27 protein-coding genes are annotated in these 26,673 nt (G+C 68.0%); 14 read left to right on the plus strand and 13 right to left on the minus strand.

Going from position 1 to position 26,673, the window contains the following annotated elements; all coding sequences use genetic code 11:
• Positions 1 to 92: 92 nt before the first annotated feature.
• A complete protein-coding gene (locus LR394_RS40065) occupies positions 93 to 431 on the plus strand; it encodes an Imm51 family immunity protein (RefSeq protein WP_231449960.1) in 339 nt (112 codons plus the stop codon).
• A 168-nt stretch (positions 432 to 599) separates the two neighbouring features.
• Entirely contained in the window at positions 600 to 2,975 is a 2,376-nt protein-coding gene (locus LR394_RS40070; protein WP_231449961.1) for a TIM-barrel domain-containing protein, read from the plus strand.
• A 257-nt stretch (positions 2,976 to 3,232) separates the two neighbouring features.
• Here the strand turns inward: LR394_RS40070 and gdhA are convergent, their stop codons facing one another.
• The gene (gene gdhA, locus LR394_RS40075; RefSeq protein ID WP_231449962.1) at positions 3,233 to 4,579 is read right to left on the minus strand and encodes an NADP-specific glutamate dehydrogenase; all 1,347 of its coding nucleotides are present in this window, start codon (positions 4,577 to 4,579) and stop codon (positions 3,233 to 3,235) included.
• 176 nt (positions 4,580 to 4,755) lie between these two features.
• On the opposite strand from gdhA, the gene LR394_RS40080 reads away from it, so the two are divergent.
• Entirely contained in the window at positions 4,756 to 5,658 is a 903-nt protein-coding gene (locus LR394_RS40080; RefSeq protein ID WP_231449963.1) for a hypothetical protein, read from the plus strand.
• Here LR394_RS40080 and LR394_RS40085 read toward each other — a convergent pair.
• Complete coding sequence (locus LR394_RS40085; protein WP_231449964.1) at positions 5,655 to 6,269, minus strand: TetR/AcrR family transcriptional regulator; 615 nt, start codon at positions 6,267 to 6,269, stop codon at positions 5,655 to 5,657. The two genes, LR394_RS40080 and LR394_RS40085, sit on opposite strands and share 4 nt — an antisense overlap.
• Before the next feature lie 74 nt (positions 6,270 to 6,343).
• On the opposite strand from LR394_RS40085, the gene LR394_RS40090 reads away from it, so the two are divergent.
• Complete coding sequence (locus tag LR394_RS40090) at positions 6,344 to 6,730, plus strand: DUF1304 domain-containing protein (RefSeq protein ID WP_231449965.1); 387 nt, start codon at positions 6,344 to 6,346, stop codon at positions 6,728 to 6,730.
• On the opposite strand, the gene LR394_RS40095 is transcribed toward LR394_RS40090, so the two are convergent.
• Positions 6,671 to 7,591: an EamA family transporter gene (locus LR394_RS40095; RefSeq protein WP_231449966.1), complete on the minus strand. Its 921-nt coding sequence runs from the start codon at positions 7,589 to 7,591 to the stop codon at positions 6,671 to 6,673. The genes LR394_RS40090 and LR394_RS40095 overlap by 60 nt on opposite strands.
• An 86-nt stretch (positions 7,592 to 7,677) precedes the next feature.
• On the opposite strand from LR394_RS40095, the gene LR394_RS40100 reads away from it, so the two are divergent.
• Entirely contained in the window at positions 7,678 to 8,607 is a 930-nt protein-coding gene (locus LR394_RS40100; RefSeq protein ID WP_231449967.1) for a LysR family transcriptional regulator, read from the plus strand.
• Here the strand turns inward: LR394_RS40100 and LR394_RS40105 are convergent, their stop codons facing one another.
• From LR394_RS40105 to LR394_RS40120, 4 genes are read right to left on the minus strand one after another with little or no spacing between them, the layout of a single operon-like run.
• Positions 8,608 to 9,432 (minus strand): carbohydrate ABC transporter permease, encoded by an 825-nt coding sequence (locus LR394_RS40105; protein WP_231449968.1) that lies wholly within the window; start codon positions 9,430 to 9,432, stop codon positions 8,608 to 8,610.
• A complete protein-coding gene (locus LR394_RS40110; protein ID WP_231449969.1) occupies positions 9,429 to 10,376 on the minus strand; it encodes a carbohydrate ABC transporter permease in 948 nt (315 codons plus the stop codon). Before LR394_RS40110 ends, LR394_RS40105 begins: the two co-directional genes overlap by 4 nt.
• Complete coding sequence (locus LR394_RS40115; protein ID WP_231449970.1) at positions 10,376 to 11,674, minus strand: ABC transporter substrate-binding protein; 1,299 nt, start codon at positions 11,672 to 11,674, stop codon at positions 10,376 to 10,378. Before LR394_RS40115 ends, LR394_RS40110 begins: the two co-directional genes overlap by 1 nt.
• A 29-nt stretch (positions 11,675 to 11,703) precedes the next feature.
• The gene (locus LR394_RS40120) at positions 11,704 to 12,921 is read right to left on the minus strand and encodes an aminotransferase class V-fold PLP-dependent enzyme (RefSeq protein ID WP_231449971.1); all 1,218 of its coding nucleotides are present in this window, start codon (positions 12,919 to 12,921) and stop codon (positions 11,704 to 11,706) included.
• Between the two features lie 208 nt (positions 12,922 to 13,129).
• Here LR394_RS40120 and LR394_RS40125 point away from each other — a divergent pair, with 208 nt between their 5' ends.
• The gene (locus tag LR394_RS40125) at positions 13,130 to 13,813 is read left to right on the plus strand and encodes a FadR/GntR family transcriptional regulator (protein ID WP_231449972.1); all 684 of its coding nucleotides are present in this window, start codon (positions 13,130 to 13,132) and stop codon (positions 13,811 to 13,813) included.
• Positions 13,814 to 13,898: 85 nt separating this feature from the next.
• Here the strand turns inward: LR394_RS40125 and LR394_RS40130 are convergent, their stop codons facing one another.
• Positions 13,899 to 14,891 carry a sugar-binding transcriptional regulator gene (locus LR394_RS40130; protein WP_231449973.1) on the minus strand — a complete coding sequence of 331 codons (993 nt, stop codon included), beginning with the start codon at positions 14,889 to 14,891 and terminating at the stop codon, positions 13,899 to 13,901.
• Between the two features lie 52 nt (positions 14,892 to 14,943).
• On the opposite strand from LR394_RS40130, the gene LR394_RS40135 reads away from it, so the two are divergent.
• The 3 genes from LR394_RS40135 (at position 14,944) to LR394_RS40145 (ending at position 18,679) form a co-directional block, all read left to right on the plus strand.
• Positions 14,944 to 15,765, plus strand: a complete 822-nt coding sequence (locus tag LR394_RS40135) for an SDR family oxidoreductase (RefSeq protein WP_231449974.1) — start codon at positions 14,944 to 14,946, stop codon at positions 15,763 to 15,765.
• 316 nt (positions 15,766 to 16,081) lie between these two features.
• Entirely contained in the window at positions 16,082 to 17,776 is a 1,695-nt protein-coding gene (locus tag LR394_RS43520; protein WP_231449975.1) for a GMC oxidoreductase, read from the plus strand.
• Between the two features lie 120 nt (positions 17,777 to 17,896).
• The gene (locus tag LR394_RS40145) at positions 17,897 to 18,679 is read left to right on the plus strand and encodes an RICIN domain-containing protein (protein WP_231449976.1); all 783 of its coding nucleotides are present in this window, start codon (positions 17,897 to 17,899) and stop codon (positions 18,677 to 18,679) included.
• A 51-nt stretch (positions 18,680 to 18,730) separates the two neighbouring features.
• On the opposite strand, the gene LR394_RS40150 is transcribed toward LR394_RS40145, so the two are convergent.
• Both LR394_RS40150 and LR394_RS40155 read right to left on the minus strand, forming a co-directional pair.
• Positions 18,731 to 19,075, minus strand: a complete 345-nt coding sequence (locus LR394_RS40150; RefSeq protein WP_231449977.1) for a hypothetical protein — start codon at positions 19,073 to 19,075, stop codon at positions 18,731 to 18,733.
• 66 nt (positions 19,076 to 19,141) lie between these two features.
• Complete coding sequence (locus LR394_RS40155) at positions 19,142 to 20,218, minus strand: NADH:flavin oxidoreductase/NADH oxidase (protein WP_231449978.1); 1,077 nt, start codon at positions 20,216 to 20,218, stop codon at positions 19,142 to 19,144.
• A 167-nt stretch (positions 20,219 to 20,385) separates the two neighbouring features.
• Here LR394_RS40155 and LR394_RS40160 point away from each other — a divergent pair, with 167 nt between their 5' ends.
• A complete protein-coding gene (locus LR394_RS40160) occupies positions 20,386 to 20,832 on the plus strand; it encodes a MarR family winged helix-turn-helix transcriptional regulator (protein ID WP_231449979.1) in 447 nt (148 codons plus the stop codon).
• 112 nt (positions 20,833 to 20,944) lie between these two features.
• Positions 20,945 to 21,529: a hypothetical protein gene (locus tag LR394_RS40165; RefSeq protein WP_231449980.1), complete on the plus strand. Its 585-nt coding sequence runs from the start codon at positions 20,945 to 20,947 to the stop codon at positions 21,527 to 21,529.
• Position 21,530: 1 nt separating this feature from the next.
• Here the strand turns inward: LR394_RS40165 and LR394_RS40170 are convergent, their stop codons facing one another.
• Positions 21,531 to 22,310, minus strand: coding sequence for a hypothetical protein (locus LR394_RS40170; protein ID WP_231449981.1), 780 nt, complete (start codon positions 22,308 to 22,310; stop codon positions 21,531 to 21,533).
• A gap of 251 nt (positions 22,311 to 22,561) precedes the next feature.
• On the opposite strand from LR394_RS40170, the gene LR394_RS40175 reads away from it, so the two are divergent.
• Positions 22,562 to 23,092, plus strand: coding sequence for a nucleotidyltransferase domain-containing protein (locus tag LR394_RS40175; protein WP_231449982.1), 531 nt, complete (start codon positions 22,562 to 22,564; stop codon positions 23,090 to 23,092).
• Between the two features lie 6 nt (positions 23,093 to 23,098).
• Here the strand turns inward: LR394_RS40175 and LR394_RS40180 are convergent, their stop codons facing one another.
• Both LR394_RS40180 and LR394_RS43525 read right to left on the minus strand, forming a co-directional pair.
• On the minus strand, positions 23,099 to 23,701 hold the full coding sequence (locus LR394_RS40180) for a response regulator transcription factor (RefSeq protein ID WP_231449983.1): 603 nt from the start codon (positions 23,699 to 23,701) through the stop codon (positions 23,099 to 23,101).
• Entirely contained in the window at positions 23,698 to 24,831 is a 1,134-nt protein-coding gene (locus LR394_RS43525; protein ID WP_231449984.1) for a sensor histidine kinase, read from the minus strand. Before LR394_RS43525 ends, LR394_RS40180 begins: the two co-directional genes overlap by 4 nt.
• A 160-nt stretch (positions 24,832 to 24,991) precedes the next feature.
• Between LR394_RS43525 and LR394_RS40190 the strand changes: the two genes are divergently transcribed.
• Together LR394_RS40190 and LR394_RS40195 are read left to right on the plus strand one after the other, a co-directional pair.
• Positions 24,992 to 25,876, plus strand: a complete 885-nt coding sequence (locus tag LR394_RS40190) for an ABC transporter ATP-binding protein (protein WP_231449985.1) — start codon at positions 24,992 to 24,994, stop codon at positions 25,874 to 25,876.
• A gap of 16 nt (positions 25,877 to 25,892) precedes the next feature.
• On the plus strand, positions 25,893 to 26,612 hold the full coding sequence (locus LR394_RS40195; RefSeq protein ID WP_231449986.1) for an ABC transporter permease: 720 nt from the start codon (positions 25,893 to 25,895) through the stop codon (positions 26,610 to 26,612).
• Positions 26,613 to 26,673: the final 61 nt, after the last annotated feature.

The raw sequence follows: 26,673 nt of genomic DNA on the forward strand, positions 1-26,673 counted from the left end.
GCCGAGCTTGAAAAGCTTGGCCGGCGCGGGCCGCCCCTTCTGCATTTTGGCCAAAACCAAGACTGTCGGTGGTCTCTGGCAGGATCTTGGCCATGAAACCGCTCAAGCTACTCGAAACCACCCCCGGCAAGTACTCCCTCATCATGAGCACCGGCGGCCTCCCCACCGATGAAGCAGTGAGCCGATCAGGTCACGAACCCAACGGCTACTTCTGGGACGGTGTGGCTGAGTGGGTCATCCGCAACCAGGTGCCCGAGGTCAAGGGCCGAGTGAACTCCGACTCGGAAGCCGGCATGTACTGCGCTTACGGCACCGATCGCGAAGCCCTGGCGACCCTCGGCGAGGCGATGGCGCGCGTAGCCAACGCGCCAGACACATTGCTGGCTCTGATCACCGAAGCGAAGAACGCCGGGATCGAGTTCGACGACTGATTCAGGTGCCACTGCACCTCGTGTGCAGCGCCCGCGCCCGAGGTGATCAGGCAACCTGCAGCCGCGCCGTGGACCACCCATTGTCAAAGACCTGGCGCGGAAAGTAGCGTGCGGCTCGCACCGGACCTGATGACGGGCCCCAGCCGTCGAGAAGGGGATCACGAATCAATGACGTTTCCCAGGCAGATGCCCGCACGTCCGGTGGCCGATCCAGCGGCGGTCATCACCGGCGCGCGTTACCGCATCACGATCCTTCTCGACGGGCTGGTCCGTCTGGAGTACTCCGAGCACGGCGTCTTCGAGGATCGGGCCTCGACCTTCGCGGTGAACCGGCTTCAGCCCGTGCCGGACTTCCGCGTGCTGGAGACCGAGACTCACCTGGAGGTCGTGACCTCCCGGCTGCGCCTCACCTACGACCGGGGCCCGTTCACCACAAGCGGGCTGAGCGTTGCGGTGCTGGGCGGGGTCAGCAGCTACCACTCCATCTGGCGGTTCGGGCAGGACGAGGCCGGCCTGGGCGGGACCGCCCGCACCCTTGATGACACGAACGGCCCGATCCCGCTGGAGCCGGGCGTGGTCTCCCGCAACGGCTTCGCGGTGATCGACGACTCGGGTTCGTTCCTGTTCGAGGACGACGGCTGGGTGTCGGCCGACAACGTTCCGCGCACGGATCTCTATGTCTTTGCCTACGGGCACGACTACGCCGAGGCACTCAAAGCCTTCTACGCCGTCTCGGGCCCGGTACCCGTGCTGCCTCGCTACGCCTTGGGCAACTGGTGGAGCCGGTACTTCCGCTACACCAGCGAGACCTACCTCGAGCTGATGGACCGGTTCCGGCATGAGGGCATTCCGTTCTCGGTCAGCGTCCTCGACATGGACTGGCACCTGGTCGAGATCGACCCCGAGCACGGCAGCGGCTGGACCGGGTACAGCTGGAACCGCGAGTTCTTCCCCGATCCGGAAGGGTTCCTGAGCGAGCTGCACCAGCGTGGCCTGCGGGTCACCCTGAACGTGCACCCGGCGGACGGCGTGCGTCCGTTCGAGGATGCCTACCCGGCGATGGTTGCGGCTCTCGATCGTAAGCCCGGGGAGCCGATCGCGTTTGACGTCACCGATCGCGCGTTCATGGGCGCATACCTCGAGGTGCTGCACGGTGACCTGGAGAAGCAGGGCGTGGACTTCTGGTGGCTGGACTGGCAGTCCGGCCCCTACTCACGGATCGCCGGCATCGACCCGTTGTGGATGCTGAACCACTTCCGCTACCTGGACAATGCCCGGGACGAGCAGCGCGGCCTGACCTTCTCCCGCTACGCCGGGCCGGGTAATCACCGTTACCCCGTGGGCTTTTCCGGAGACACGGTGATCTCGTGGGAGGCCCTGGCCTTCCAGCCGTACTTCACCGCGACCGCCGCCAACATCGGTTACGGCTGGTGGAGTCACGACATCGGCGGGCACTTCTTCGGCGCTCGGGACGACGAGTTGGCCACGCGCTGGCTGCAGTTCGGCGCCTTCTCACCGATCCTGCGGCTGCACTCGGGCAACAACCCGTTCATCACCAAGGAGCCGTGGACGTTCCCGCGGCAGTTCCAGGACGTGATGACGTCGTTCCTGCGTCTGCGGCACCGGCTCGTGCCCTACTTGCACACCATGAACCACCGGGCCGCGGCAGACGGCCTGCCGCTGGTTCTGCCGATGTACTACGGCTTTCCGAAGGCGCGCGAGGCCTATCAGGTGCCCAACCAGTACCAGTTCGGCAGTCAGCTCCTGGTGGCAGCCATCACCGATCCGGCCCACCGCGAGCTCGGCCTGGCGAAGGTCAAGGCCTGGCTGCCGGCGGGCCGCTGGGTGGACATCCTGACCGACCGGGTCTACGACGGCGATCGGGAGATCTACCTGCACCGCGACCTCACCAGCATCCCCGTGCTGGCCACGAGCGGTGCGATCGTGCCGTTGGACGGGGCCGAGGTGCCGCAGAACGATCCCGTCAATCCGGATCACCTCGAAGTGCTCGTGATCGTGGGTGCGGACGGCGATCTCGACTTGGTGGAGGACGACGGCCAGACGAGTGGGACGCCGGTCGCCACCCCGATCCTTTACGACCAGGAGAGCGGCAGCCTGGTGGTCGGGCCGGCCTCCGGGGTGGCTGGGGTGCCTGCTTACAGACGCTGGACCCTTACCTTCCCAGGGTTGAACACCAGGTCCGGTCCGACCGCGTTCGTGAACGGCGATCCCGTACCGGCCCGGGTCGAGCAGAGGGAGACGCGGTGCAGCGTCACGGTGGACGAGGTGCCGGTCACGGCCCAGCTCCGTGTGGAGTTGGGCCCGACTCCCCGGTTACGGGGTAACGATGTGGCGGGGCTGACTTTCCGGCTGCTGGACCGCGCGCAGATCGACTATCAGCTGAAGGCGCGAGTGATGGAGGTGATCGGCGCCGGGTCTTCTTCGGGCGCTCGGCTGCTGCGCCTGCAGGCCCTGGACCTGGATCCGGAACTGCTGTCGGCGATCGGGGAGATCCTGCTGGCCGGTGGAGAAGAACCTGGTTAGCCCGCTCGAGCTTGCGTCAAAGCTGCGACGAGGCCGGTCGATCTGAAGGGAGAGATCATTGCTCACGCGGGAAAACTTCCAGCGGTGATGGTTTCGTTGAGCCCGATCAGGCAGAGTGGCGGTCCGTCGGGTTTGAGCGCGGTTTGAGCAGGCGGAAGCATTCCGGCTCCCGCGCAGGAGGGTCAAATGTCTGTGCACCTGAGAGTCAAGAAGGGCCGGCCAGTTTGAAGCCCGGCCGGCCCTTCTTCAGCTGAAACCTAGATGACGCCCAGGGCGAGCATGCCGTCGGCGACCTGGGTGAAGCCCGCGATGTTGGCGCCGGCCAGGTAGTTGCCCGGCTTGCCGTACTCGTCGGCGGTGGTCAGGCAGCGATCGTGGATGTTGCGCATGATCTCGGCGAGACGTTCCTCGGTGTGCGCGAAGGACCACGAGTCCCGCGATGCGTTCTGCTGCATCTCCAGCGCGCTGGTGGCCACACCGCCGGCGTTGGCCGCCTTGCCCGGGGCGAAGGCGACGCCGACCTCGGTGAACGCGCGCACGGCCTCGGGGGTGCAGGGCATGTTCGCGCCCTCGGCCACGACCTGACAGCCGTTGGCGATCAGCGTCTTGGCGTCGGCACCGTGGAGTTCGTTCTGCGTTGCCGCCGGGATGGCGATGGCGCAGGGCACGTCCCACACCGAGCCACGCTCCACGTACGTCGCCCCGTCCCGCTCGGCGGCGTAGGTCGAGATCCGCTCGCGCCGGGTCTCCTTGACGTCCTTGAGCAGCGCCAGGTCGATGCCGGCGTCGTCGACCACGTAGCCGCCGGAGTCGGAGCAGGCGACCACGATCGCACCCAGCTGCTGGAGCTTCTCGATGGCGTAGACCGCGACGTTGCCGGAGCCGGAGACCACCACGCGTTTGCCGTCCAGGCTGTCTCCGCGGCTGCGCAGGATCTCGTCCACGAAGAAGACCGCGCCGTAGCCGGTCGCCTCGGTCCGCACCTGAGAACCGCCCCAGGTCAGGCCCTTGCCGGTCAGGACGCCGGACTCGTAGCGGTTGGTGATCCGCTTGTACTGGCCGAACAGGTAGCCGATCTCCCGGCCGCCGACGCCGATGTCACCGGCGGGGACGTCGGTGTGCTCGCCGATGTGGCGGTACAGCTCGGTCATGAACGATTGGCAGAACCGCATGACCTCCGCGTTCGAGCGTCCCTTGGGGTCGAAGTCGGAGCCGCCCTTGCCGCCGCCGATCGGCAGTCCGGTGAGGGCGTTCTTGAAGATCTGCTCGAACCCGAGGAACTTCACGATGCCGAGGTAGACCGTCGGGTGGAAGCGCAGGCCACCCTTGTAGGGGCCGAGCGCGGAGTTGAACTCGACGCGGAAGCCGCGGTTGATCTGGACCTGGCCGGAGTCGTCGACCCAGGGCACCCGGAAGATGATCTGCCGCTCAGGCTCGCACAGCCGCGAGATGATCGCGGCCTCGGCGTACTCGGGATGCTTGGCGACGACCGGCCCGAGCGAGTCGAGGACCTCGTGCACCGCCTGATGGAACTCGCCTTCACCGGGGTTGCGCCGCAGCACCTTGTCGAACTCGTTCTGCAGCTTCTCGTCCAGGACGGACACCGCGGCCTCCTTACACAACAGGTCGTGAACGGCCGTGGCCGTTCCGCCGGACTTTCGGGGTGAGCGTCCCACCCTAGAGGCGGAGCGAGGTCGAACCACATGCTCCCCACCTGTGCTTTTTACAACACCGAAACATCATCCGGGCGGGAGCCAGGACAGGCTCTAAGCTCACCCGGGTGGAGGAGACGGCAGTCGCAGCGGTGGTGGCGGATCAGCTGAAGCAGCTTCAGGGCGATCGGTCGAAGTCCGCGCTGCTGAGCGCGTACGTCGCGGTACTGATCGACGATGCGGGCTGGGGCGTCGAGACGGTGGCCGGGTTGCTGGGTGCTTCGCGGCAGTCGATCTCCAAGCGGCGCAAGCAGGGGCGGGAACTGCTCCCGGAGTATCGGGCCGCGTTGGCCGGGCTTCCCGTGCCATCGGCCCCCGCCCCGGCGAAGAAGACGCGGTCAGGGCTGCGGATCCCGGACGCGGAGGTGATCGCGACGAGGGAAGAGGTCTGGGTCAGAGGTGAGGTGTCCCGGACCCCAGTCCCGCCGCAACCGCAAAAGGAACGGGCAGGAACGCAGGGGCAGCAAACCGGGATCAAAGAGCAGCAGGCCCAGCTGAAGCTGGTGGCGGGCCTGCTGGACGAACTGGAAAGGACAGCAACTCGGCTACGGGCCGAACGGGCTGACGTCGCCTGGCAGCTGACCTGTTTCGACCCCAAGGCGCGGCAGGGTCTGCAGAAGGCGGGACACTGGCAGCCGGACGAGTTCTTCGCGGCCCGGACCGAGGCGCTGGCTTCGGCGGCAGAGCTGAAAACCATGGACGATCGTGGGCTCAGAGCGCTGGCTGCAGAGCGCGGCATCCCTGAACCGGCAAGTCTCGCGGACGCGCAGGACCGGTACTTCGACGTCACGTCCCAGTTGCTCACGGCGCAGGCCCGGCGTCGGGCTGCCACCGAGGTCAGGGACGAACTGGTGCGTGCGTACGTGAAGCGGGACGCCAACGGCCGGTGGAAGGGCGTGACCGAGGTGGCGGGCTGGATCAGGCGCACCCAGTCCCAGGTCACACAGATCTGCGACGCCGGAGAAGGTTAAGACGCCGGGGGAGCCTCATCTGCGGGCCAGGCCGAGACTCGTGCGGCAAGGGACCGGGCCAGCGAACAGGCCAGCGCCGGGTCCAGGCGGGACGTGACCATCAGGCCGATCTGGGCGGCGGTGAGGATCTCGGCTTCGGCATCCGGAACCCGTCCGCGGCACACCCCGAGAAAGGCTGCCTGCACCCGCGCACGGTAGTTCCGGACCAGGGTGGCGGCCTCTTCGTCCAGGTCGTTCAGGTCCATGGCGGTGTTGAGCAGCAGGCATCCGCGCCGGGCGATCTGCGAAGGAGCCCGGTCGAAGAACTCAGCCAGGCCGGTGAAGTACCCGGCCAGTTCAGCCGGCCCGGCCCCGGCGGCCTCGACCGGCGCCAGGCGGGGGCCGACCACGGTGTCCAAGTAGTTCGAGGCAGCGCGGGCGAACAGGCCTCGCTTGCTGCCGTAGGTCTCGTACAGGCTGGACTTGCTCAGCCCGGTGGCGCTCTGCAGTTGGCTGAGCGAGGTGGAGGCGTACCCGCGCTCCCAGAACACGTCCCGGGCGGCCGTCACCGCGGTGAGGTCGTCGAACTCCTTGCTTCGCGCCACGAACAGCAGCCCCTCTCGCGTTGACATTCCGAACCGATCGGTCCAGAGTATCGAATCGGACCGATCGGTTCAGAAAAAGCTTCAGAACGAGAGGCGAATCAGTGCTCATCGCGGCAACGGTCTTCGGCGTCCTGGCAGTGCTCTTCCACGTGATGGCCTTCGTGCTGGAGAGCATCCTGTGGACGCGCCCGGCCGTGTACGGCCGGTTCAACATCGCCAGCTCGGCCGACGCCGAGACGATCCGGCCGATGGCCTACAACCAGGGCTTCTACAACCTGGCCCTGGCCATCGGCGTCGCCGTCGGCCTGGTCCTGCTGCAGGCCGAGGGGGATGCGCTGATCGTGGGCAAGACCCTGGTGGTGTTCGGCGCGGGCTGCATGACCTGGGCCGGCCTGGTGCTGATCAGCACCGGCCGCAAGTACCTGAAGTCAGCTGTGGGCCAGCTCGTCCCGGCGGCTCTCACGCTGGTCCTGGTCCTGATCGGCTGAGACGGCCGAAGCGTAGAGGCTGGAGCCCACGCTGGCGGCGACCACCAGAGCCACCGAGGCCAGGCGCATCGGCCCGGCGTGCTGATGCAGCAGCAGCCAGCCCACCGCAGTGGCCGCAACCGGCTCGAGGCTGAGCAGGATGCCGAAGACGTTGCGCGGAACCCGCCGCATGGCAGCCAGTTCCAGCGTGTACGGGATCACCGAGGCCAGCAGGGCGGTCCCGAGGCCGATCAGCAGCAGGTGCGGGGCCTCGATCACGGCGGAAGCTCCGGCCGCACCGAGCGGGGCCACGGTCAGCGTCGCAACCAGAAGGGCCACGGCCAGCCCGCCGGTACCCGGCACGAGAATCCCGACGCGCGAGCCGGTCTGGATGTACAAGGCCCAGAACACGGCGGCGACGAGGGCGAAGAACACGCCCAGCGGGTCGAGAGTCGCCGAAGTGGTGAAGGTTTCCAGCGCCAGAACGCCCATACCGGCCAGAGCCAGGCCCACCCAGATCAGGTCGCGCCCCTTGCGGGTGAGGACAGCAGCCAGGGCGAGCGGGCCGAGGAACTCGATGGCGACGGCGGCGCCCAGCGGGATGCGCTCGATCGCGGCGTAGAAGAAGCCGTTCATGCCGGCCAGGGACAGGCCCAGGGCGAAAGTGGCCCGCCACTGGTCCCAGTTCCAGCCGCGCACCGCAGGCCGGGCGATGGCCAGCAGCACCAGCGCGGCAATGCCCAGCCGGAGCGTGGTGGTGCCCCAGCTGCCGAGCATCGGGAACAGCTGGGCGGCGAAGGCGGCCCCGAACTGCAGCGAGATGCAGGAGCCGAGAACCAGGATCACGGCCGGGTTGGAACCACGAGGAGCGACGGCGGGCATGCAGCCAGCATCGGCCCGCCCGCTTCGTTTAGTCTAGTGAACGTTAGTCACCCTAAAACGTTAGCTCAGCTGATGGATGGTCCGCGGTGCTCAATCTGTCCCGATTGCGAATCCTGCACGAACTCAACCGTTCTGGCACGCTCGCGGAGGTTGCCCGGGTCCTGAACTACACCCCGTCCGCCATTTCCCAGCAACTGTCCCAGCTGGAACGGGAGGCGGGCGTCGTCCTGCTGGAGAAGGCCGGGCGACGGGTCCGGCTGACCGATCAGGCGCTGATGCTGGTGCAGCACACCGAGGTGATCCTGACCCAGCTGGAGCTGGCCGAGGCCGAGCTGTCGGTGGCGCAACCGCAGATCCGGGGCACGTTGCGGGTGGCCTCGTTCCAGAGCGTGGTGCTGAGCCTGGCCCCGGTGGCGCTGAGCGTGCTGGCCGAGATCCATCCCCGGCTGGAGGTGGAGATCACCCAGCGCGAGGTCGCCCCGGCCTACGACGGGCTGCTGGCCCACGAGTTCGACCTGATCATGGGCGAAGAACACCCGGGAGTGCCGGAACCGGTGCGGGCCGGGGTCGACCGGTCGGTGTTCACCCAGGACGCGATGCTGCTGGCCCTGCCGCGGCAGGGACCGCTGAGCCGGCGTCCGTCGGTGCTTTCCGATCTTGCCGATCTGCCCTGGGCGCTGGACCCGCCGAACTCCACCGCGCGCCGCTGGGCCGACATCACCTGCCGGGAGGCCGGGTTCGAGCCACGCGTGCGGTTCGAGAGCCCGGACCCGTCGCTGCACGTGCATTTGGTACGGCAGGGGCATGCGGTCGCATTCCTGCCCGGCCTGATGGGCTCGGTGCTGGAAGGGCTGCAACTGGTGCAACTACCCGGGAACCCCCACCGCACGCTGTTCACCGCCGTGCGATCCGGACGGGCGACGCATCGTGCGGTGGAGGCGTTCCGTCAGGCGCTGGCCGAGGTGGCCCAGGCCGAGTCGAACCTGGCCCCGCCCCCGGTCATCGAGCTGAAGTGATCACCCCTTCACCGCGCCCGCGGTCAGGCCCTGCACCACGTAGCGGCTGGCCAGGCCGAACAGCACCAGCGTGGGCAGCACGGTGAGCACGGCCGCGGCGGACATCGTGCCCCAGTCGATGTCGTAGCTGGAGATGAACCCGGCCAGGGCGGTCGGGATGGTCTTGTTCGAGTCGCTGTTCATCAGCGTGACCGACAGGAACAGCTCGTTCCAGCAGTTCACGAAGTTGAAGGTGAAGGTGGCGGCGATCCCGGGCAGCATCACCGGCACGATCACCCGGAACAGCGCCCCCAGCCGGGAGCAGCCGTCGATCATCGCCGCCTCCTCCAGCTCGTCCGGCACGTTCTCGAAGAAGCCGCGCAGCATGATCGCGCCGAACGGGATGCAGATCGCGATGTAGATCAGCACCAGCCCGGTCCTGGTGTCGACCAGACCCAGGTCGGTCATCATCAGGTACAGCGGCCCCAGCGCGATGAAGCCCGGCACCATCTGGGTGACCAGGAACGCGGCGAGCACCGCGCCCCGGCCCGGGAACTCGAAGCGGGCCAGCACGTAGCCGGACAGCAGCGAGATCAGCGTGGCCACCAGCGCCGAGACGGTCGAGACGAGAACGCTGTTCATGAAGTACTGGCCGAAGTCCGAGCCGCTGAACAGGTTGGTGTAGTTCTCGAACGACAGCTGCTCGGGCCAGTACCGCAGCGGCGTCTGGTAGATCGAGCCGGGCGCCTTCAGCGACGTGCTCAGGATCCAGTACAGCGGAAAGATCGTGACCAGCAGGCACAGGCCCAGAAAACCGAAGCGGCCCAGGCGTTCACGTAAGCTCATACCGGCTCCCGGCGGGTGCGGCGCAGGGCCATCAGGTAGAAGGCGGAGAACAGCAGCAGCGTGACCATGACGATCAGGCCGAGGGCGGAGGCCAGGCCGTAGTTGCCGTCCTGGGTCACCTTGATCATGTACGTGTTGATGGTGTGGGTCTGGTTGGCCGGGCCGCCGCCGGTCATCGCGAAGATGATGTCGGGGAAGTTGAAGATCCAGACGATCCGCAGCAGGATCGCCAGCGCCAGCGTGACCGCGATGCTGGGCAGCGTGATGGACCAGAACGAGCGGATCCGGCCGGCGCCGTCGAGCGCGGCGGCCTCGTAGAGCTCGTCCGGGACCGACTGCAGCGCGGCCAGAATCATGATCGCGAAGAACGTGACGCCGTACCAGATGTTGGCGATCACCACCGCGGCCATCGCCCAGGCCGGATCGGCCAGCCAGGGGATCGGGCGCTCGATCAGGCCGGCCTTGCCCAGCAGGTCGTTGATCACGCCGAACTCGGAGTTGAACATCCAGCGGAACAGCATGCCGATCAGGAATCCCGAAACCGCCCAGGGGAAGAACAGGAACGCCTGGTAGATGCCCCGGCCGCGGAACCGGCGCTTCAGCAGCAGGGCGATGGCCAGGCCGATCAGCACCTGCGGGGTGAGCGAGCCGAACACCCAGATCAGCGTGTTGCGGACGATCGTGCCGAACTCTGGGGTGGCGGCCAGATCACGGAAGTTCTGCAGACCCACCCAGGAGGTGTCCGACAGGTTGGTGAGATTCCAGTTGCGGAAGGCCATCTGGCTGCCGCGCAGCATCGGGTAGTACGTGAACACAGCCACGAAGAGCACGGCCGGGGCGAAGAATCCGAAGATGGTCAGGGTGGTGCGGGCGTTGAAGCGGCGTTTTCGCTGGGGTGGCGGCGAAATGTGAGACGGGGTGGTCGCCGCGGTGGCGCCCGTCATCATTTGTTCTCCGCAAGTTTCGTGGTCCAGTACTCGTCCCAGCCGGCGAGCATGTCCGCGGTGTTCAGGTCGCCGACCAGAACCCGCTGGATGTCGCTGTCGGCCTTCTGCTCCCACTCCGTCCACCAGGCCACGCCGCGCGGCTGGACGGCGTTGATGTAGGTCTCGGGCGCGTTGGTCATCTCGACGTAGGCGGCCCACGGGCCGGTGCTGTAGAACTCGTCCTCCTGAGCGGTTCTCAGGATCGGGACGAGGCTGTTCTCCTTGTCGAAGGTGGTGGCGGCGTCACCGGAGCTGAGGAACTTGATCAGCTCGATCGCCTCCGGCTTCTGCTCGCTGGATTCGGCGATGCCCCAGCCGGCCGAGGCGATGGGCTGGATCGCCTTGCCGGAGGGCCCGACCGGCATCGGCGCGACCGACCACTGTTCTTCGGTGATGGCATCCGAACCACGCACGGTGGCGATCACTTCCGGGTCCTGCAGCAGGAACGCGGTGGATCCACCGGAGAACCCCTGGACCATCTCGGGGTATCCCCAGGCGACCGACGAGGGAGGTGAGCCCTTGGCGAAAAGCTGGAAGTAGTCGTCCATTGCCTGTTTCGCCCGGGGGTCGGCGAAGATCGTCCCACCGCTCTTGAGCAGGAAGGCATTCTCGGTGTCGACGTCCTCGGCCAGGTAGGCCTCGATCACCGCGACCGCGTTGCCCTGGGCGTTGGTGCCGCCCCGGAACGCGTAGCCGAACTGGTTCTCGTCCGGTTTGTTCAGGGCCTGGGCCTGTTCCAGCAGATCGGGCCAGCTGGCCGGCGGTCCGCTGAACCCGGCCTCCTGCACCCGGTCGGTGCGGTAGAAGAGCGAAAGGCCGTAGAATCCGTAGGGAATGTAGTTGGTCTTGCCGTCCTGCTTGGAGTACGTCACCGCGTTCTCGGTGAGTTCGTCCCAGCCGTCCCAGCTCTCCAGATCGCTGGTCATGTCGTAGACCCAGCCGTTCGCCGCGTACGGGCCGACTTTCGTGTCCTTGGCCTCGAAGACGTCCACGCCCCGGCCGGACTGGAGCATCTGCTGCAGTTTCTGGTCGGCCTGGTTGGTCGGCGGTGAGATCAGCTCGACCTCGATGTCCGGGTGGGCCTTCTCGAAATCGCTGATCAGTTGCCGGATCACCTGGGTCCGGCCGGGATTGGTGAGGGTCTCGACCATGGTGATGGTGGTGCCGTCGCCGGATCCGCCGCTGGAGCCGCAGCCGGACAGGACCAGGGCGGTCGCCGTGGCGGCGGCCGCGGTGAAGCGGAGTTTGTTGCGCATGATGCCTCCAGGGATCGCTTGAGGACGCGTCAGGCCCGGTTACGGGCGAACCGCACCAACGCGGGGACGACCTTCTCGGCGAAGGTCTCGTAGTCGCCGGCAGTGTTGTAGAGGTGGGCGGACAGGCGCAGGTAGCCCCGGCCGTCCAATGAGGTGATCGCCGTCTCGAACGAGAACTCGTCGGCGATGAAAGCCCGGACCAGGTGCGAGTCCTCGTGGGTCTCGGCCAGGCCGCTGGGCAGGGCGAGCAGCCGCATCGGGCCGACCGGCAGGCCCACGTCGACCCGGACGTTCTCACCCGTGGCCGCCTCGAAGGCGCCGGTGATGACGTCCTCGCCGTAGTCGCACAGCTCCTGGGCATGACGCCGGAAGGTGTTCCAGCCGTAGTTCTGCTCGATGAAGTCCAGCGCGACGGGCGCGGCCAGCCAGGACACGTTGTCCTGGGTTCCGACGTGGTCGAAGTTGTCCGGGTACGGGTAGGGAAAGCCCCAGGAATCGATCAGCGGGGTGAGCTGCGGGGCCTGCGCACCGCGGGCGACGAGCACGGCGGTTCCGCGGGGTGCGCAGCCGAACTTGTGCAGGTTGCCGACCCAGAAGACGTCGCCCTCGGGTACCGGTCGCTCGATGACGGCGGTGGCGTGGGCGCCGTCGATCAGGACCGGAATGTTGCGCTGAGCGGCCAGGCGGACGATCTGCCCGACCGGGAAGAGCCGGGCCGAGGCGGAGGTCACCTGGTCGATCACGATCAGCGCGGTCTGCTCGGTGAGGGAGTTCTCGAGGGCGCTCACGACGGTTTCGGCCGCGGCGCCCAGCGGTAGCTCGGCGATGTCCAGGTGACCGTTCACCCGTTTCGCGGCCCGGGCGCAGGCCTCGCGCACCGCACCGTACGCATGGCTGGTGGTCAGGACTCGCGAGCCTGGTTCTCGGACAACGGTGTTGAGGACGGTACTGACGCCGGCGCTGGCATTAGGGACGAAGGCGGTTTCCTCGGCGGCCACCCCGAGGAAGGCGGCGACCTGGGTGCGGGCGGCCTTGACCCGCTGCGGCAGGGGCATGAACCAGGCGCACGGGTTGGCCTCCATCTGATCGCGCAGGTTCTGCAACACGGCCTGGGCGGCCCGCGGAACTGCGCCGAACGAGCCGTGATTCAGGTGGATCCGGTGCGGGGTGAGGGACCAGTCGGCGATCGCCGGACGGCCCTCGGCGGTGAGCAGGGCGGGTGGAGCCGGGCGGTGCGTCAGGGACACAGGCAACTCCTTCGGATGAAGGGCTGGTGCTCGGGACTCGGTGAGTGGCAGGAACACTAACCCGGGATGGATCGGGAGACAACGGACGATTCCCAAAAGCTGTCCGATGAATTGCGCTGGAAACCTGGCCGTATCCGACAGTGCCTGTCCATCCTGGGGGTAGTTGTCGGACAATGGTCCGAGCAATCGCCCAGCGGAAGGAGAAGCTGTGAGTGCGGTCGAGTCCGCCATGGAACGGCTGCAGCAGAAGATCGCCGACGGGGAGCTGCTCCCCGGGCAGAAGTGCCCGCCGGAGGGCGAACTGGCCGCCCAGCTGGGAGTTTCGCGTAGCTCGTTGCGCGAGGCGGTGCGAGCGTTGTGTGCGCTGGGGGTGCTGGAGACCCGGCACGGCTCGGGTACTCACGTGTCGTCACTGGAGCCCGCGGTGATCCTGCGCAGCTTCTCGCTCCTGGTGGACCTGCTGCCGCTGGACGGGCTGCTGGAGGTACTGGAGATTCGCCGGCTGATGGAGGCTCACGCCGCGGCCACCGCCGCCGCGAACGCCGCTCCCACCACCGTGCGTCAGTTGCTGGCCCTGTGCGACGAGATGGAGGAGACCACCGACGGCGTGCGCTACGCCGAGCTGGATTCGCAGTTCCATCAGGCGTTCTGCGGGGCCGGGGGAAATGCCACGCTGACCGGGCTGGTGCGGCTGTTCCGTTCGCGGGGCGGGCATTTCCGCATTCTGGAAGGGCCGGCCGCCGATCAGGTGCGCACCGGGAGCAACGCGGGGCACCGGGCGATCGCGACGGCGATCCAGAACCGTGATCCGGCGGCGGCGAGCCTGGCGGCAGCGGGGCACGTGATCGAGTCCGAGAACTGGTTGCGGCGGATCCGGCCCGAGCCCCGCTGAGGTCCCGGTTGTCTGCGGAGGCGGCGCGCGCCCACGTGCTGGGCAACGAGGTCGGCCGGCCCGGGTAGGCAGAAGCCAGACGTTGCTAAGCGAGCAGGGCGCCGGCGGTGTCGAGGTCGGTGATCAGGATGTTGACCCAGCCGCCGACCAGTGCGGCCCGGATCGCAGCGTGCTTGTCCGGCCCGCCGGCCACGCCGAGGCGGCGCTCGACCCGCATCATCGCCTCCGGGGTGATGCCGACGACGCGCTGGTCGAAGCGGGAGGGTACGAGGTGGCCGTCGGCGTCGAAGTAGCGCAGGCAGACGTCACCGACGGCGTTGTGCTCGCGCAGTTCCTGCTGGTCTTCCTCGGTGATCGCGTTGCCGCTGCTACGTAGCAGCGGCGAGGGCGACAGGGCGCCGATCCCGACCAGCAGCAGGGTGAGGCTCTGCCAGGTGCTGACGATCTGCGCGACCGAGGAGTCCTGGGTGAGGGCCTCGCGCAGGTGCGGGCTGCCGACCAGGCCGGGGGTGGGCATGAACAGCGGCTGGCCGCCGGTGACCTCGGCGAAGCGGGTGAGCAGGCGGGTGGCGCGCATCTGGGCGGTCGGGTCGCCGATGCCGCCGAGTACCTGGCAGACGTTGTTGGCCACGGCCGGGCGCTTGGGCCGCATCGCCTCGACGGTGGCCAGCAGGCTGGCGCTCCAGGCGGACAGGCCGATGTCGTCACCGCCGTGCAGGGTAGCGTCCAGGTAGGCGGCGGCCGCCCCGGCCAGCACCGTCATCAGCCGGTCCTCGTCGCCCACGGGGACCTCGGCGACCACCGCGTCGCGCAGGCCGTAGCGGCTCTTGAGCTGTTCTTCGATGTCGGCGTGGACCCCGGTCGGGACGGTGACGACGGTGTGCACGATGCCCAGGCGGGTGGCCTGCTTCAGCAGCCGGGAGACCCGGGGCTGGGAGATGTGCAGATCCGCGGCGATCTGCGGCTGGCGCACCCCCTGCTCGTGGTAGAGCCGGGCCACGCGCACCAGGAGGCGCAGCTGCTCGGGCTCGATGTCCCGACCTGGCGGGGACAGGTCCGGGCGAGGAGTGCTGGTCACGGCCGCATAGTAGGCCATCGGTGAATACCTATTCCAACTCTAGGCTGGGGGCATGCGGCTTCTGGTGATCGGTGGCAGTGGGTATCTCGGGCGCGAGGTCGTGCGGCAGGCCGTGGTGGCCGGCGACGAGGTGAGCGCGAGCTACTTCTCGACTCCGCCGCCGGGCGTGGACGCGCACCGGCTGGACATCACCCGGCGGCCGGACGTGGCCGAGCTCGTGACCCGCCTGAGGCCCGAGGCGGTGGTGAATGCGGCCTACCGGCAATCCGATTGGGCGACCACTGCCGAAGGTGCGATGCATGTAGCGGCGGCCACCGCGTCCGTTGGCTGCCGGTTCGTGCATGTCTCCAGCGACGCCCTGTTCTCCGGCGCAGCAACGAGTTACGACGAAACAGCCCGCCCTGATCCGGTGCACATGTACGGTGCTGCGAAGGCCGCCGCCGAGGTCGCGGTGGCCGGCCTCCACCCCGCCGCGGCGATCGTCCGCACGTCGCTGATCGTCGGTAACGGCGACTCACCGACCGAGAAGTTCGTTCACGCAATCGCTTCCGGGGCCAAGCCCGGTGTGCTCTTCACCGACGACATCAAGTCCCCGGTACACGTCGCCGATCTGGCGGCCGCGCTGCTGGAACTCGCCCGCTCGGAATCGGCGGCGGGCATTCATCACGTCGCGGGGGCCGAGGCGATCAGCCGCCACGAACTCGGCGTGCTGATCGCCCGCCGCGACGGCTTGGACGAAACGGCGCTGCCGACCGGCCTGCGGGCCGATTCCGGGGTGGGTGGACCGGCGGATGTACGGCTGGACTGCACTGCCACGCAGGCCCGACTCGCCGTTCGTCTACGGGGTGCCCATGAATTCATGCTGCAGCCGTAGTTCCTCCGCCCACGTCAGGGATTCAGCGCCGTTCTCCCTGCAAAGGTCTTCCGTAGCGCGAGGTTTCGATCCTCCATTGCTCACCGTGAGTATGCCTGAAGTAACGCAAGGTGCCCGCCGGGAAATCTCTTACCTAGCGTCAGGCAGGTATCCGGCCTCGCCAGGCACGTGAAACCTCCGTCAGTCTGACGTCGCTGGAGGGTTGTCCGGTGAAGCCGGTTGCGGCAGAGACATTTTCGTTCCGCTAACAGCTGTCTCATTGGTACCGTCGTCATCCCCTGACACCCCCTGATGACGTCGTAGGAGTGAGACCACCGTGTCCAGCAGCCCAGAGGTGCACACCGATGTGTGTGTGATCGGCGCGGGCCCGGCGGGACTCACCGTCGCTCGCGAGCTCATCGGATCGTCGTTCGAGGTCCTGGTCCTGGAGAGCGGGAAGTACGAACCCGACGAGGCCGCGCAGGAACTGGCCGGCAGCCACCTGGAGTCGCCGTTCTACGAGCCGCACGCGATGGCCGGGGCCCGGCGCCGGCAGTTCGGCGGCACCGCCAACGACTGGGTGCACGTCACCTGGCCGGGCAAGACCCGGGTCTACGCGCGCACGCTCACCGGTGAACCGGTCGACTTCGAGCCCAGGACGTGGCAGGAGGGCAGCGGCTGGCCGATCGGGCTGAACGAGCTCGGCCCCTACTACGACCGGGCCCACCGCACCTGGGCCGGGACCCGGGTGGACGACGACCCTCAGACGTATGTCACCGACTCGACCCAGCCGTTGACCCTCGGCCGGCTCGGCACCCGCATGGCCCAGTACGCCCCCGCCGACAGCTTCACCCTGCGGGCCCGCGACCAGCTGGCCGCCGCCGACAACGTCAGCGTCATGGTCGGCTGCACCGTCGCCGCCCTCGACGGGGGAGTGGACGGCACCCGCATCCGCCGCGCCGAGGTGGTCCGGGCCGACGGCACCACGTTCTACGTCAACGCCGAGATGTTCGTGCTGGCCGGCGGCGGGGTGGAGAACAGCCAGGTGCTGCTCTCGTCGCTGCCGTTCCGGCCGGGCGGCCCGGGCAACCGGCACGACAACGTCGGCTGCTGGGTCACCGACCACCCCGAGCTGCGCCTGGGGGCGATCCAGCCCTCATCGCCCGAGGTGCTGAACCGCCTGGGCCTGTACGACCTGCACTACGTGGACGGCCAGATGGTCAACGGTGTGCTCACCTTCGACCAGGAGTTCAAGCGCCAGGAAGAGCTGCTGAACATCGGCGCGGTGGTGATCCCGCGCCGGCCCGGCTTCAACTCCACCGCCGAGCGGGCCCTGCGCTCGCTCAAACCGCTGCTGCACGGCCGCCCGGTCTCGCAACCGCTGCAGAAGGCCCGCACCCTGCTGTCAAACCCCAGCGAAGCCGCCGCCGTGCTGCGCACTTTCGACCGCTCCACGCCGGCCAACTGGCACGAGTCGCCGGACGCCTACCAGTGGTTCCGCGGCGGCTGGGCCCGGCCCGAGGTGGATCGCTCGCAGTACTCCACGCTGCACGTGCACATCGCGGCCGAGCAGTCCCCTGACCGCGAGAACCGGCTCAGCCTGGGCGCTCAGCGCGACGCCCTGGGCCGCCGCCGGCTGCACCTGAACCTGCGCTGGTCCGAGAGCGATCAGCGTAACCTGCTGCGGAGCATGGCGCACTTCGGCGTGGCGATCGAGAAGGGCGGGCTGGGCCGCTTCGACCCCTGGATGCGCTTCGACGGCCCGCTCAAGCCCCGCTTCGGCGGCATGCATCACCCGATGGGCGGCACCCGGATGCACGAGGACCCCCAGTTCGGCGTGGTGGACACCAACAGCAAGGTGCACGGCATCGACAACCTCTACGTGGCGGGCAGTTCGGTGTTCCCGACCAGCCTGGGCTACGTGAACCCGACCCTGACCATCGTGGCCCTGAGTACCCGCCTGGCCGACCACGTGCGCGGGCGGATGTCCGGCACACTGACCGACGAGCGCACGGTGCGCCAACTGAATTGAGCATCATCAGAGCCGTAATTGCCCGATTTGCAGGCAATGGCCTACCTTCGGCCTTCGATCATGGTCATCGACTGACGAAGGGCCACGTACGTGCCTGCTCCCCACGAAGGTCCCCCGCCCGTGCCGTCCGAACGGACCGGGCGGTTCGCGACCGCCAAGCTGGTGGCCGTGACCGCGGTGGCCAGCGCGTCCGTGGCGGTGATGGCCGTGGGGTTGCTGCTGTGGCCCAGCGACAGCGCGGAGCCGAGCCTGCGACTGGCGGCCGCTGGTCCGCAACCCGTCCAGCTGCCGGCGAGCCCGGACGCCACCACCGAGCCGGTCGAGGCCCCCGAACCGCCGCAGACCGAGCCCGCCCCGGCCGAGCACACCGATGACTCACCCAAGAAGGTGCCTACGACCACGCAGGCCGAGTCGCCGGATCCGGAGAAGCCGGACAGCAAGGTGCCGGACCCGGTGGGCAAGCCCGGGAAGTCCTATCTGATCCGCAGCGTCACCTCGAACCTGTGCATCGACCTCCCGTACTACGGCAGCGTCGACAGCGGCGCGAAGGTCGCCCAGTACGACTGTCAGGCCGGTGACACCGACAACCAGATGTTCCAGATGCTGCACCGGGGCAACCACTTCGCGATCAAGAACGTGAAGAGCGGCCTGTGCCTTGATCTTCCCGACTACGGAACGGTTCCCGCCGGCACTGCGGTGCTCACCTTCGCCTGCGACCCGAGCACCTCGGACAACCAGCTGTTCTCCAACGACATCACGGCCGGGCCCAGCCCGCTGGTGCACCTGAGCAGCGGCCTGTGCCTCACCCAGGACCCGAAGGCCGGCATCGCGGCGCAGGACACCGCACTCGTCCTGGCCGAGTGCGACGCGGATGCCGGCCGGCAGAACTGGATCGCCGAATAGCCCTACACCCAGTCGGGTTCGCGGGAGGTCACCGACCTGAGAGTGGACGGCTCAGAGCGCGTCCATGACCGTCAGGATCTGAAGGACGGTCCAGATGCCGGCGACCCACAGGAACATCACCGGCAGCCGGTCCACGACGAAGTACTTGTGGATGTTCCTTCGGAACAGCAGCACCAGCGCCGTGATGAGCACAGCCAGGCCGAACAGCACGACCGGCATGAACAACAGCGCCTCGCCCCGCTCTTCCCAGCTGGTGGTGTCGCGGCCGCGACGCCGGTAGCGGTGCACCCGTAACTCGTCGGGCACCCGCGACCAGGCGACTGCGGCGATGGTCAGCTGAACTGCCAGCCCGAGGCCGACGGCGAGCCACATCCGGGCAAGGGCGGTGCGAAGCATTCGGGCAGCTTGTCAGACGGCACCATTCGGCCCGCACCGGGATCGACGCTCCACCGACGTCGCTGACTACCGGTGGGCGCGCAGGTAGGGCAGGGGGACAGGCGGGGTCGGGTAGCGGACGGCCTGGGCGGCCCGGATTGGGAAGCGCGGGTCTCGCAACATTTCCCGGCCGACGAACACGATGTCGGCCTGCTCGGTCACCAGGATCTGCTCAGCCTGGGCCGGGTTGGTGATGTGGCCGACCGCGCCGGTGGGGATGCCGGCGCGCTCGCGGGTGGCCGTGGCGAACCGGACCTGGTAGCCGGGGCCGGACGGGATCGGTGCGAGGACGTTGCCGCCGGTCGAGACGTCGATCAGGTCGACGCCGCGCTCCCGCAGCCACTCGGCGACCTGGACGGTCTCGTCGATGGTGACGCCACCTTCGGTCCAGTCGGTTGCCGAGAGGCGGACCAGGAGCGGTAGTTCCTCGCTGATCTGGGCGCGGACCGCGTCGACGACCTGGAGCAGGAGCCGGGCCCGGTTCTCCAGGGAGCCGCCGTAGGAATCGGTGCGCTGGTTGCTCAGCGGGGACAGGAACTCGTGCAGCAGGTAGCCGTGGGCGCCGTGGATCTCCAGCAGCTCGAATCCGGCCTCGACCGCCCGCCGGGCGGAGGCCGCGAAGGCTGCCACCACGGCGTCGATCCCGGCCTGGTCGAGCTCGCGGGGCGCGCGCAGGCCTTCGAAGGAGATGGCTGAGGGGCCAACGGTTTCCCAGCCGCCCTCCTCGATCGGGATGCTCTGGCCGTCGAGCGGGGAACCTTCGGGGTGCACACTCGCCTTCCGGCCGGCGTGGGCGAGCTGGATCCCGGCGACCGCGCCCTGCGAGCGCAGGAAGGCGACGATCGGGGCCAGCGCCTCGGCCTGGGCGTCGTTCCAGAGGCCGAGATCGCGCGGTGAGATCCGGCCTTCGGGGACGACTCCGGTGGCCTCGACGATGATCGCTCCGGCGCCGCCCTGGGCCAGCGCGCCGAGGTGGGCCATGTGCCAGCTGTTGGCGACACCGTCATGCTTTTCCACCACGTACTGGCACATCGGCGGTACCCAGATCCGGTTGCGGACCTGAACGCCGCGCAGCGTGATGGGCTCGAAAAGCTTGTGGGTCATGAGCTTCCTTCGAACGAGGGGACATCGACCGAGAATGCCCCTTTTGTGTATGCAACAGTCGCACACGCTGGTATTTGCGTGTGCAAGTACTCGGAGATAGTTGCAGACGCGTTCTATCGGCGCAAGGCAGGTACACTGGCCGCGACCCGACAGCCAAAGGACCGGACATGAGCTTCAGCAACGACGCAGTGGAGGTACGTGCGCACGGATGGCGACGCATGGCGGCGCTGCACGCTCTGATCGAGACGGCTCTGGAGAAGGAGCTGCAGGCGGCCCATCATCTGTCGGTGGTCGAGTACACGGTGCTGGACGCCCTGAGCCGCCAGGACGGCGAGCTGCACATGCGCATGCAGCAGCTGTCCCGGGCCGCCGCGCTGTCCAGCAGCGCCACCACCCGCCTGGTCGCCCGCCTGGAGGAACGCGGGCTGCTGGCCCGATTCCTGTGCGTGGACGACCGGCGCGGCATCTACACCGAACTCGCCGCAGCCGGACAGGAACTCCTCGCCCAGGCTCGGCCCACGCACGACCGCGTGCTGAAAGAATCGCTGGACAAGGCCCAGGAGATCCCCGAACTGGCCAGCCTGGCGGCCTTCCTGCAGGAACAACCCGCCTGACTGCTGCCCGACATCCCTGAAGGCGAAACCGGGCAGGGATATTCACGTCTCGACGTTCCTCAAGTCCAGCTCCCCGATGCCGAACGCTGTGAAGTCGAGCGGGGGAGAAGACGTGAACACGAAGCACCGGCCGGGCCCTTCCCGAGGGCCTCGAGCATGGGGCGCCGTCGTGCTGGTCTGCTGCCTGAGCCTGGGGGCCGGCGGAGCCGCACTCGCCGCGAGCGGAAATCGCACCTCTACCACCGCACTCGCGTCCGTACAGCAGACCACCCGGACCTACGCGCACGGCCCAACGGCTGATGTGGAGACCGGTCCGATGGACGGGGTGGGTATGTACGGGAAAGTCGATCCGTTTCCGGTCACGGTACCGACGGACGCAGCAGCGTACGACGCGCTGGTCACGATCACCTTCCGCTACCGCACCAAGGGCCGCGGTCCGTTCACGCTCGACTTGAGCGCGGGCACCCGAGCGGACGCCCACGACCTGACCACACGTCCCTCAGTACCTTGGCCGCTGGCCCCGAGTACTGCCACGGACTCGTCCTCTGTGCAGTTCGTCGTCCCCGCCCTGAAGGCCGGGAAGACGTACTTTTTCGCGCCGACCGCTGACACTGGTACGCCGCGCGGTGTGGGCAGCAGCAGGTTGAGCACCAGCGGCGTGGTGCTGACGGTCCAGCTGACCCCGCGCACGACCTGAGCTACTTCCTCGGCAGGACCTTCACATAGTCCACGTTCGAGACGCTGGGGGCGGTGGTCTCGGTTCCGGCGTAGCTCAGCCGGTAGTAGCCGCTGGTCTTGGCCTTGATGGTCTCGTCGATGATCCCGTTGGTGGCGTGGAGGCTGCCCACGGTGCGGTATTTCGTCTGGCCGGCCTTGCGGAACTGTAGTTTCACCGTGGCATCAGTGTTCTCGAAGAGGCCGGTGTCCCAGTTGGCGGTGGACAGCTCGGCGTTCAGGTGCAGGGGCTGGCCCTTGCGTCGTGGTTCGGGAGAGGCGTCGAAGCTGTCACGCCAGATCGTCTCGCGCAGCAGCTCGATCGTCCCCGTGTCGGTGTCGATGGCAGCTCCGGAGTCGTCGTCGTAGCCGTTGTGGTTGGCGTCGTCGAAAACGTATCCGTGCACCGTGTTCTCGCCCGCGTTGGCATTCCCGGTCTTCAGGCCATGGGCGATCGGGTCGATGACGGCTGATCCGCGGTCGCTGCAGTCCACCACGGCCGGCCCGGCGTAGATGTAGGTACAGGCCGCGAACCAGGATACGTGTGGGGAGCCGGGGAACAAGTCGCCGGCGACCTGCCATTTCAGGTCGCGAGTGCCGTCGCAGTCGGTCACCACGCCGAACTGCACCCGCTTGCCCTCGATCCCGATCACAGCCTGGCGTGGGGTGATATCGGTGATGGTGCAGTCGTCGGCGCTGGTGGAGGCAGCGCCGGCCGGTGCGGCCAGGCTGAGGAAGGCGAGGCCGAACGTTCCGGCTGCCATAGCCGACAGAAGCGTGGAATACCTTGGCATCATGGACCTCCGGCGCTGAATCGGTCTGCATCTGAGCAGCCCGAAAAGTCTTGCCAGTCTGACGGTTCACCGCCTCGTGCGATGGAATTCGGCCAGAATCATCCGAACGGCAGGTCTTGGAACGGGCTCTTCGCTGGGGGAAGAGGGTGACACTGCTCTTGCGGCCTCGCTGGAGGCATATTCACTGGCCGCGGGCAGGCGGCAGGAGCAGACTTCAGTTTATGACGAGCACGCCGGTGGGGGCCCGGACGACGCTGGCCGCTGTTCTCGAGGTGTTGGTCTTGGCCGAAGCTGTGGGCGTTGACCTGTGGCTCGACGGCGGATGGGGCGTCGACGCCCTGCTGGGCAAACCGACGCGCCTGCATGGTGACCTTGATGTCGCGATCGAGGAACGCAACCTGAGTGTCTTCGTCGACGGGCTCCGGCGCTCCGCCTTTGTCGAGGTCGGTGAGGACGGTGCGACGGCCTGGAACTTCCTGATGGCGCGTCCTGATGGCGCCGTCGTCGATCTCCACGTGATCGTGCTCGACGAGCAGGGCAATGGTGTTCTGGGCCCGGCTGCCCGAGGCACTGTGTATCCTGCCGAATCTCTCGCAGGACGAGGCACCTTGGCTGATCGGTCCGTCCGGTGTATCTCGCCCGAGTGGGCCGTTCGGTTCCACGACGCGTATCCAGGGGATGCGGACGACAGCGCCGATGTCCGGGCCTTGTGTGAACGCTTCAACCTTACGGTGCCCGAGCAGTACCGATGAACGGAGCTACAGCCAGTCGTGCTCTCGGGCATACCGCGCAGCATCGTGGCGGGTCTGGGTCTGGGTCTTCTGCATCGCGCTGGAGAGGTAGTTGCGCACCGTGCCCTGAGCCAGATGCAGCTGCTGGGCGATGTCGGCCACCGAGTAGCCCTCGCTGGTCACCCGCAGCACGTCCAGTTCGCGGTCGGTCAGCGGGCAGTCGTCGATCACCGCCAGGGCGGACACGTCCGGGTCGATCCAGCGCTTGCCACCGTGCAGGGCCGCGATCACCTGGGCGATGTGGGCCGGCTCGGCGGACTTGCTGACGAAACCCTGCACGCCGAGCTTGAGGGCCTTGCGCAGGACCCCGGGCCGGGCGTGCCGGGTGAGCATCAGGATCACCTGGCCGGGCAGCTCCTGCCGGATCTGGGTCACCGCGCCCAGACCGTCGACGTTCGGCATCTCCAGGTCGATCACCAGCACGTCGGGCCGGTGCTGCAAGGTGGCCCGGACCGCGTCCTGCCCGTCCTCGGCCTCGGCCAGCACGGTCACGTCGCCCTCCATCGGCAGCAGCGCGGCCATCGCCTTGCGCAGCAGGGCCTCGTCGTCGGCCAGGACCACGGTGGTCATCGTTTCGCTCCGAAAGTTGCCGAAGTGGTGAATGTTCCGTCGTGCTGTTCGACCGACAGTTCACCACCCTCGTCGCTGAGCCGCTTGTGCAGGGTGGCCAGGCCCCGCAGCTGCGGCAGCGACTCGTCCCCGGCCCCGTCGTTGACGATCGTGATGCTCCGCTCGGACAGGGTGATCCGCACCGTCCGGGCCCGGGTGTGCCGCAGGACGTTGGTGGTGGTCTCGCGCAGCACCTGCCCGAGCATCTCACCGGCGCTCGGGTCCACCTCGGCCTGCCGGGTGATCCGCACCTCGGCCCCGGTCGCCTCGATCAGGTTCTTGGCGTTCTCCAGCTCGACCGCCAGGTTCAGCCGGCGCTGCGCGTAGGCCAGCTCCTTGGTCTGCGCGATCGTGTCGCTGACCAGGGCGTGGATCTCCTGCAGTTCGGCCTCGGCGCGGGCCGGATCGGTGTGCACCAGCTTCTGCGCCAGCTTGGTCTTCAGCTTGACCACGTGCAGGGTGTGGCCCTGGATGTCGTGCAGGTCGCCGGCGAAACGGATCCGCTCGCGGGCCACGGCCAGCTCGGCCTCACGGCGGCGGGACTTCTCGAGCTCTCTCACGATCGTGAACAGCCGTTCGTTGGGGAACATGGACGCCACGTAGCCGGCCGTGACCAGCGTGGGCACGGCCAGGTAGACCATGAACACCGGCCAGAACTTGCCCGGCTCGCCGATCTCGTGGGTGTACGCCCCGACGCAGCCGACCAGGACGACGTAGAGCACCACGGCGACCGCGGCGAGCCGTCGGTGGCTGTCCATCTGCGGGATGACCAGACCGGCCACCACCGCGAGGGCGAAGTAGGAGTTGGGCGCCTCCAGTACCAGGGAGGCGATCGGGAAGGCGATGACCAGGAAGATCAGGGACGGGGTGGCCACCTTGCCCATGTCCTGCTGGGCCCAGCGGTAGAAGGTGAAGAGGGCCACGCCCGTCATCACGGTCAACGCGAGCGCGCTCACCCAGGTGCGGCCGTCGATCACCAGGAACATCAGGGCCGGGATGGCCAGCGCGGGCAGCGACTGCATGTTCAGCTGGAACAGCTGCTGCTCGGCCGGGGTGCGGCGGGGACGCTCGGTGGTCTGGGTCTCGGGCACGTCTCTCCGTGACAGGTCGGTGATCCAAGTACCCACTATCGGCCACCGCGCGATCGCCGACCAGTGACGCCACGTCATACCCGGCCCGTGGCTTTGTCATGGCCGGGTGGTGACGTGGTCGCACTGCCCGGTCCTGCTCGTCGCCGGTGGAATGGACGTCATGTCCACCACACCAGTCATCGAGGTCCGGCAACTCAACCTGAAGTACGGCGACTTCCACGCGGTGAAGGACCTCTCGTTCGAGGTCCGCAGCGGTGAGCTCTACGCCCTGCTGGGGACGAACGGGGCGGGCAAGACCTCCACCCTGGAGACGATCGAGGGCCACCGGCAGGCCACCTCCGGCACCGTGAAGGTGTTCGGCCAGGACCCGCGCGAGCGGAAGACGGTCCGGCCGCGGATGGGAATCATGTTGCAGGAGAGCGGTTTCTCGCCCGATCTGACGGTGCGCGAGTCGGTGCAGATCATCGGCACGCTGACCCGGCGCGAGGACAACGCCGACCGGGTGATCGACGTGGTCGGCCTGACCCGCAAGGCCGGCACCAAGGTCTCGCAGCTGTCCGGCGGGGAGAAGCGCCGCCTGGACTTCGCCACCGCGGTGTACGGCACCCCGGAACTGGTCTTCCTGGACGAGCCGACCACCGGCCTGGACATCCAGTCCCGCGACGACCTGTGGGAGTCGGTCGACCGGCTGCGCGAGCAGGGCTCGACCGTGGTGCTGACCACGCACTACCTGGAAGAGGCCCAGCAGCGGGCCGACCGGATCGGCCTGATGCACCGCGGCACGTTCTACCGCGAGGGCACGGTGCACGAGCTGACCCAGACGCTGCCCGCGGTGATCAGCTTCGGGCTGCCGGTCCTGGTCGCCGGGCTGCCGGTGCAGGCCACGCAGACCGGCGAGGGCAAGTACCGGGTCCAGACCCAGCAGTTGCAGAAGGACCTGCACCTGCTGCTCGGCTGGGCCCACGACAACGGCCTGGACCTGCTCGAGCTCGAGGCCGGCCCGACCCGCCTGGACGACGTCTTCCGCTCCATCGACAAAGCCTGAGAAGGGGACCACCGCCATGCTTTCGATCGCTCGCGCCGAGCTGATCCAGATCTTCCGTAACCGTCTGGTGCTGGTGACCAGCCTGATCATGCCCGCGGCAGTCAGCGCCCTGTTCATCCGCCAGCACGAGACCTGGGCCGAGCTGGCCAGCCTGGGCTACATCGCCGCCCTGGTCACCTTCACCGTGGGCGCCTTCGGCCTCTACACCACGATCGTCACCACCATCGCCTCGCGCCGGCAGAACCTGTTCCTCAAGCGCCTGCGCTCCACCGCCGAGAGCGACGCGGGGATCATCGCCGGGCTGGTCGCACCGGTCGTCCTGCTGGCGCTGATCCAGGTCGCCGTCATCCTGGTGGTGCTGGGCGTGGTCACCGGTGAGCCGGGCAACATCCCGCTGCTGATCGTCACCGTGCTGTCGATGATCGCCATGCTGGTCGGGCTGGGCCTGGCCACCGCGGGGCTGACCAACTCGCCCGAGCACGCACAGGTCACCACGCTGCCGGTCAGCCTGGGCGTGATCGGCGTGGCCAGCTGGGTCGGCATCTCCGGGACCGAGGAAATGACCGCGCTGAAGCGGGCGCTGCCCGGCGGTTCGGCCACCGAGCTGCTCACCGAGGCCTGGAACGGCGGCATCGCGGCCGGTGAGGCCCTGACCCTGATGGCCCCCACTCTGGCCTGGGTCGTGGTCTCGATCGCCTTGGCGCTGAGGATGTTCCGCTGGGAACCCCGTCGCTGAACCAGATGACCAAGCCGCTGGGCCGATAAAGGCCCAGCGGCGTCTGCCGTTTCAGCTCCGG

Origin of the sequence: Kineosporia babensis (assembly GCF_021129305.1) — a bacterium.
Classification (GTDB): domain Bacteria; phylum Actinomycetota; class Actinomycetes; order Actinomycetales; family Kineosporiaceae; genus Kineosporia; species Kineosporia babensis.

Bases quoted from the DNA above. Each gene is read 5' to 3' on its own strand.
- LR394_RS40065 (WP_231449960.1), top strand. From the start codon at position 93: ATGAAACCGCTCAAGCTACTCGAAACCACCCCCGGCAAGTACTCCCTC.
- LR394_RS40070 (WP_231449961.1), top strand. From the start codon at position 600: ATGACGTTTCCCAGGCAGATGCCCGCACGTCCGGTGGCCGATCCAGCG.
- LR394_RS40085 (WP_231449964.1), bottom strand. From the start codon at position 6,269: ATGTCAACGCGAGAGGGGCTGCTGTTCGTGGCGCGAAGCAAGGAGTTC.
- LR394_RS40095 (WP_231449966.1), bottom strand. From the start codon at position 7,591: ATGCCCGCCGTCGCTCCTCGTGGTTCCAACCCGGCCGTGATCCTGGTT.
- LR394_RS40105 (WP_231449968.1), bottom strand. From the start codon at position 9,432: ATGAGCTTACGTGAACGCCTGGGCCGCTTCGGTTTTCTGGGCCTGTGC.
- LR394_RS40110 (WP_231449969.1), bottom strand. From the start codon at position 10,376: ATGACGGGCGCCACCGCGGCGACCACCCCGTCTCACATTTCGCCGCCA.
- LR394_RS40115 (WP_231449970.1), bottom strand. From the start codon at position 11,674: ATGCGCAACAAACTCCGCTTCACCGCGGCCGCCGCCACGGCGACCGCC.
- LR394_RS40135 (WP_231449974.1), top strand. From the start codon at position 14,944: ATGCGGCTTCTGGTGATCGGTGGCAGTGGGTATCTCGGGCGCGAGGTC.
- LR394_RS40150 (WP_231449977.1), bottom strand. From the start codon at position 19,075: ATGCTTCGCACCGCCCTTGCCCGGATGTGGCTCGCCGTCGGCCTCGGG.
- LR394_RS40155 (WP_231449978.1), bottom strand. From the start codon at position 20,218: ATGACCCACAAGCTTTTCGAGCCCATCACGCTGCGCGGCGTTCAGGTC.
- LR394_RS40160 (WP_231449979.1), top strand. From the start codon at position 20,386: ATGAGCTTCAGCAACGACGCAGTGGAGGTACGTGCGCACGGATGGCGA.
- LR394_RS40170 (WP_231449981.1), bottom strand. From the start codon at position 22,310: ATGGCAGCCGGAACGTTCGGCCTCGCCTTCCTCAGCCTGGCCGCACCG.
- LR394_RS40175 (WP_231449982.1), top strand. From the start codon at position 22,562: ATGACGAGCACGCCGGTGGGGGCCCGGACGACGCTGGCCGCTGTTCTC.
- LR394_RS40180 (WP_231449983.1), bottom strand. From the start codon at position 23,701: ATGACCACCGTGGTCCTGGCCGACGACGAGGCCCTGCTGCGCAAGGCG.
- LR394_RS40190 (WP_231449985.1), top strand. From the start codon at position 24,992: ATGTCCACCACACCAGTCATCGAGGTCCGGCAACTCAACCTGAAGTAC.
- LR394_RS40195 (WP_231449986.1), top strand. From the start codon at position 25,893: ATGCTTTCGATCGCTCGCGCCGAGCTGATCCAGATCTTCCGTAACCGT.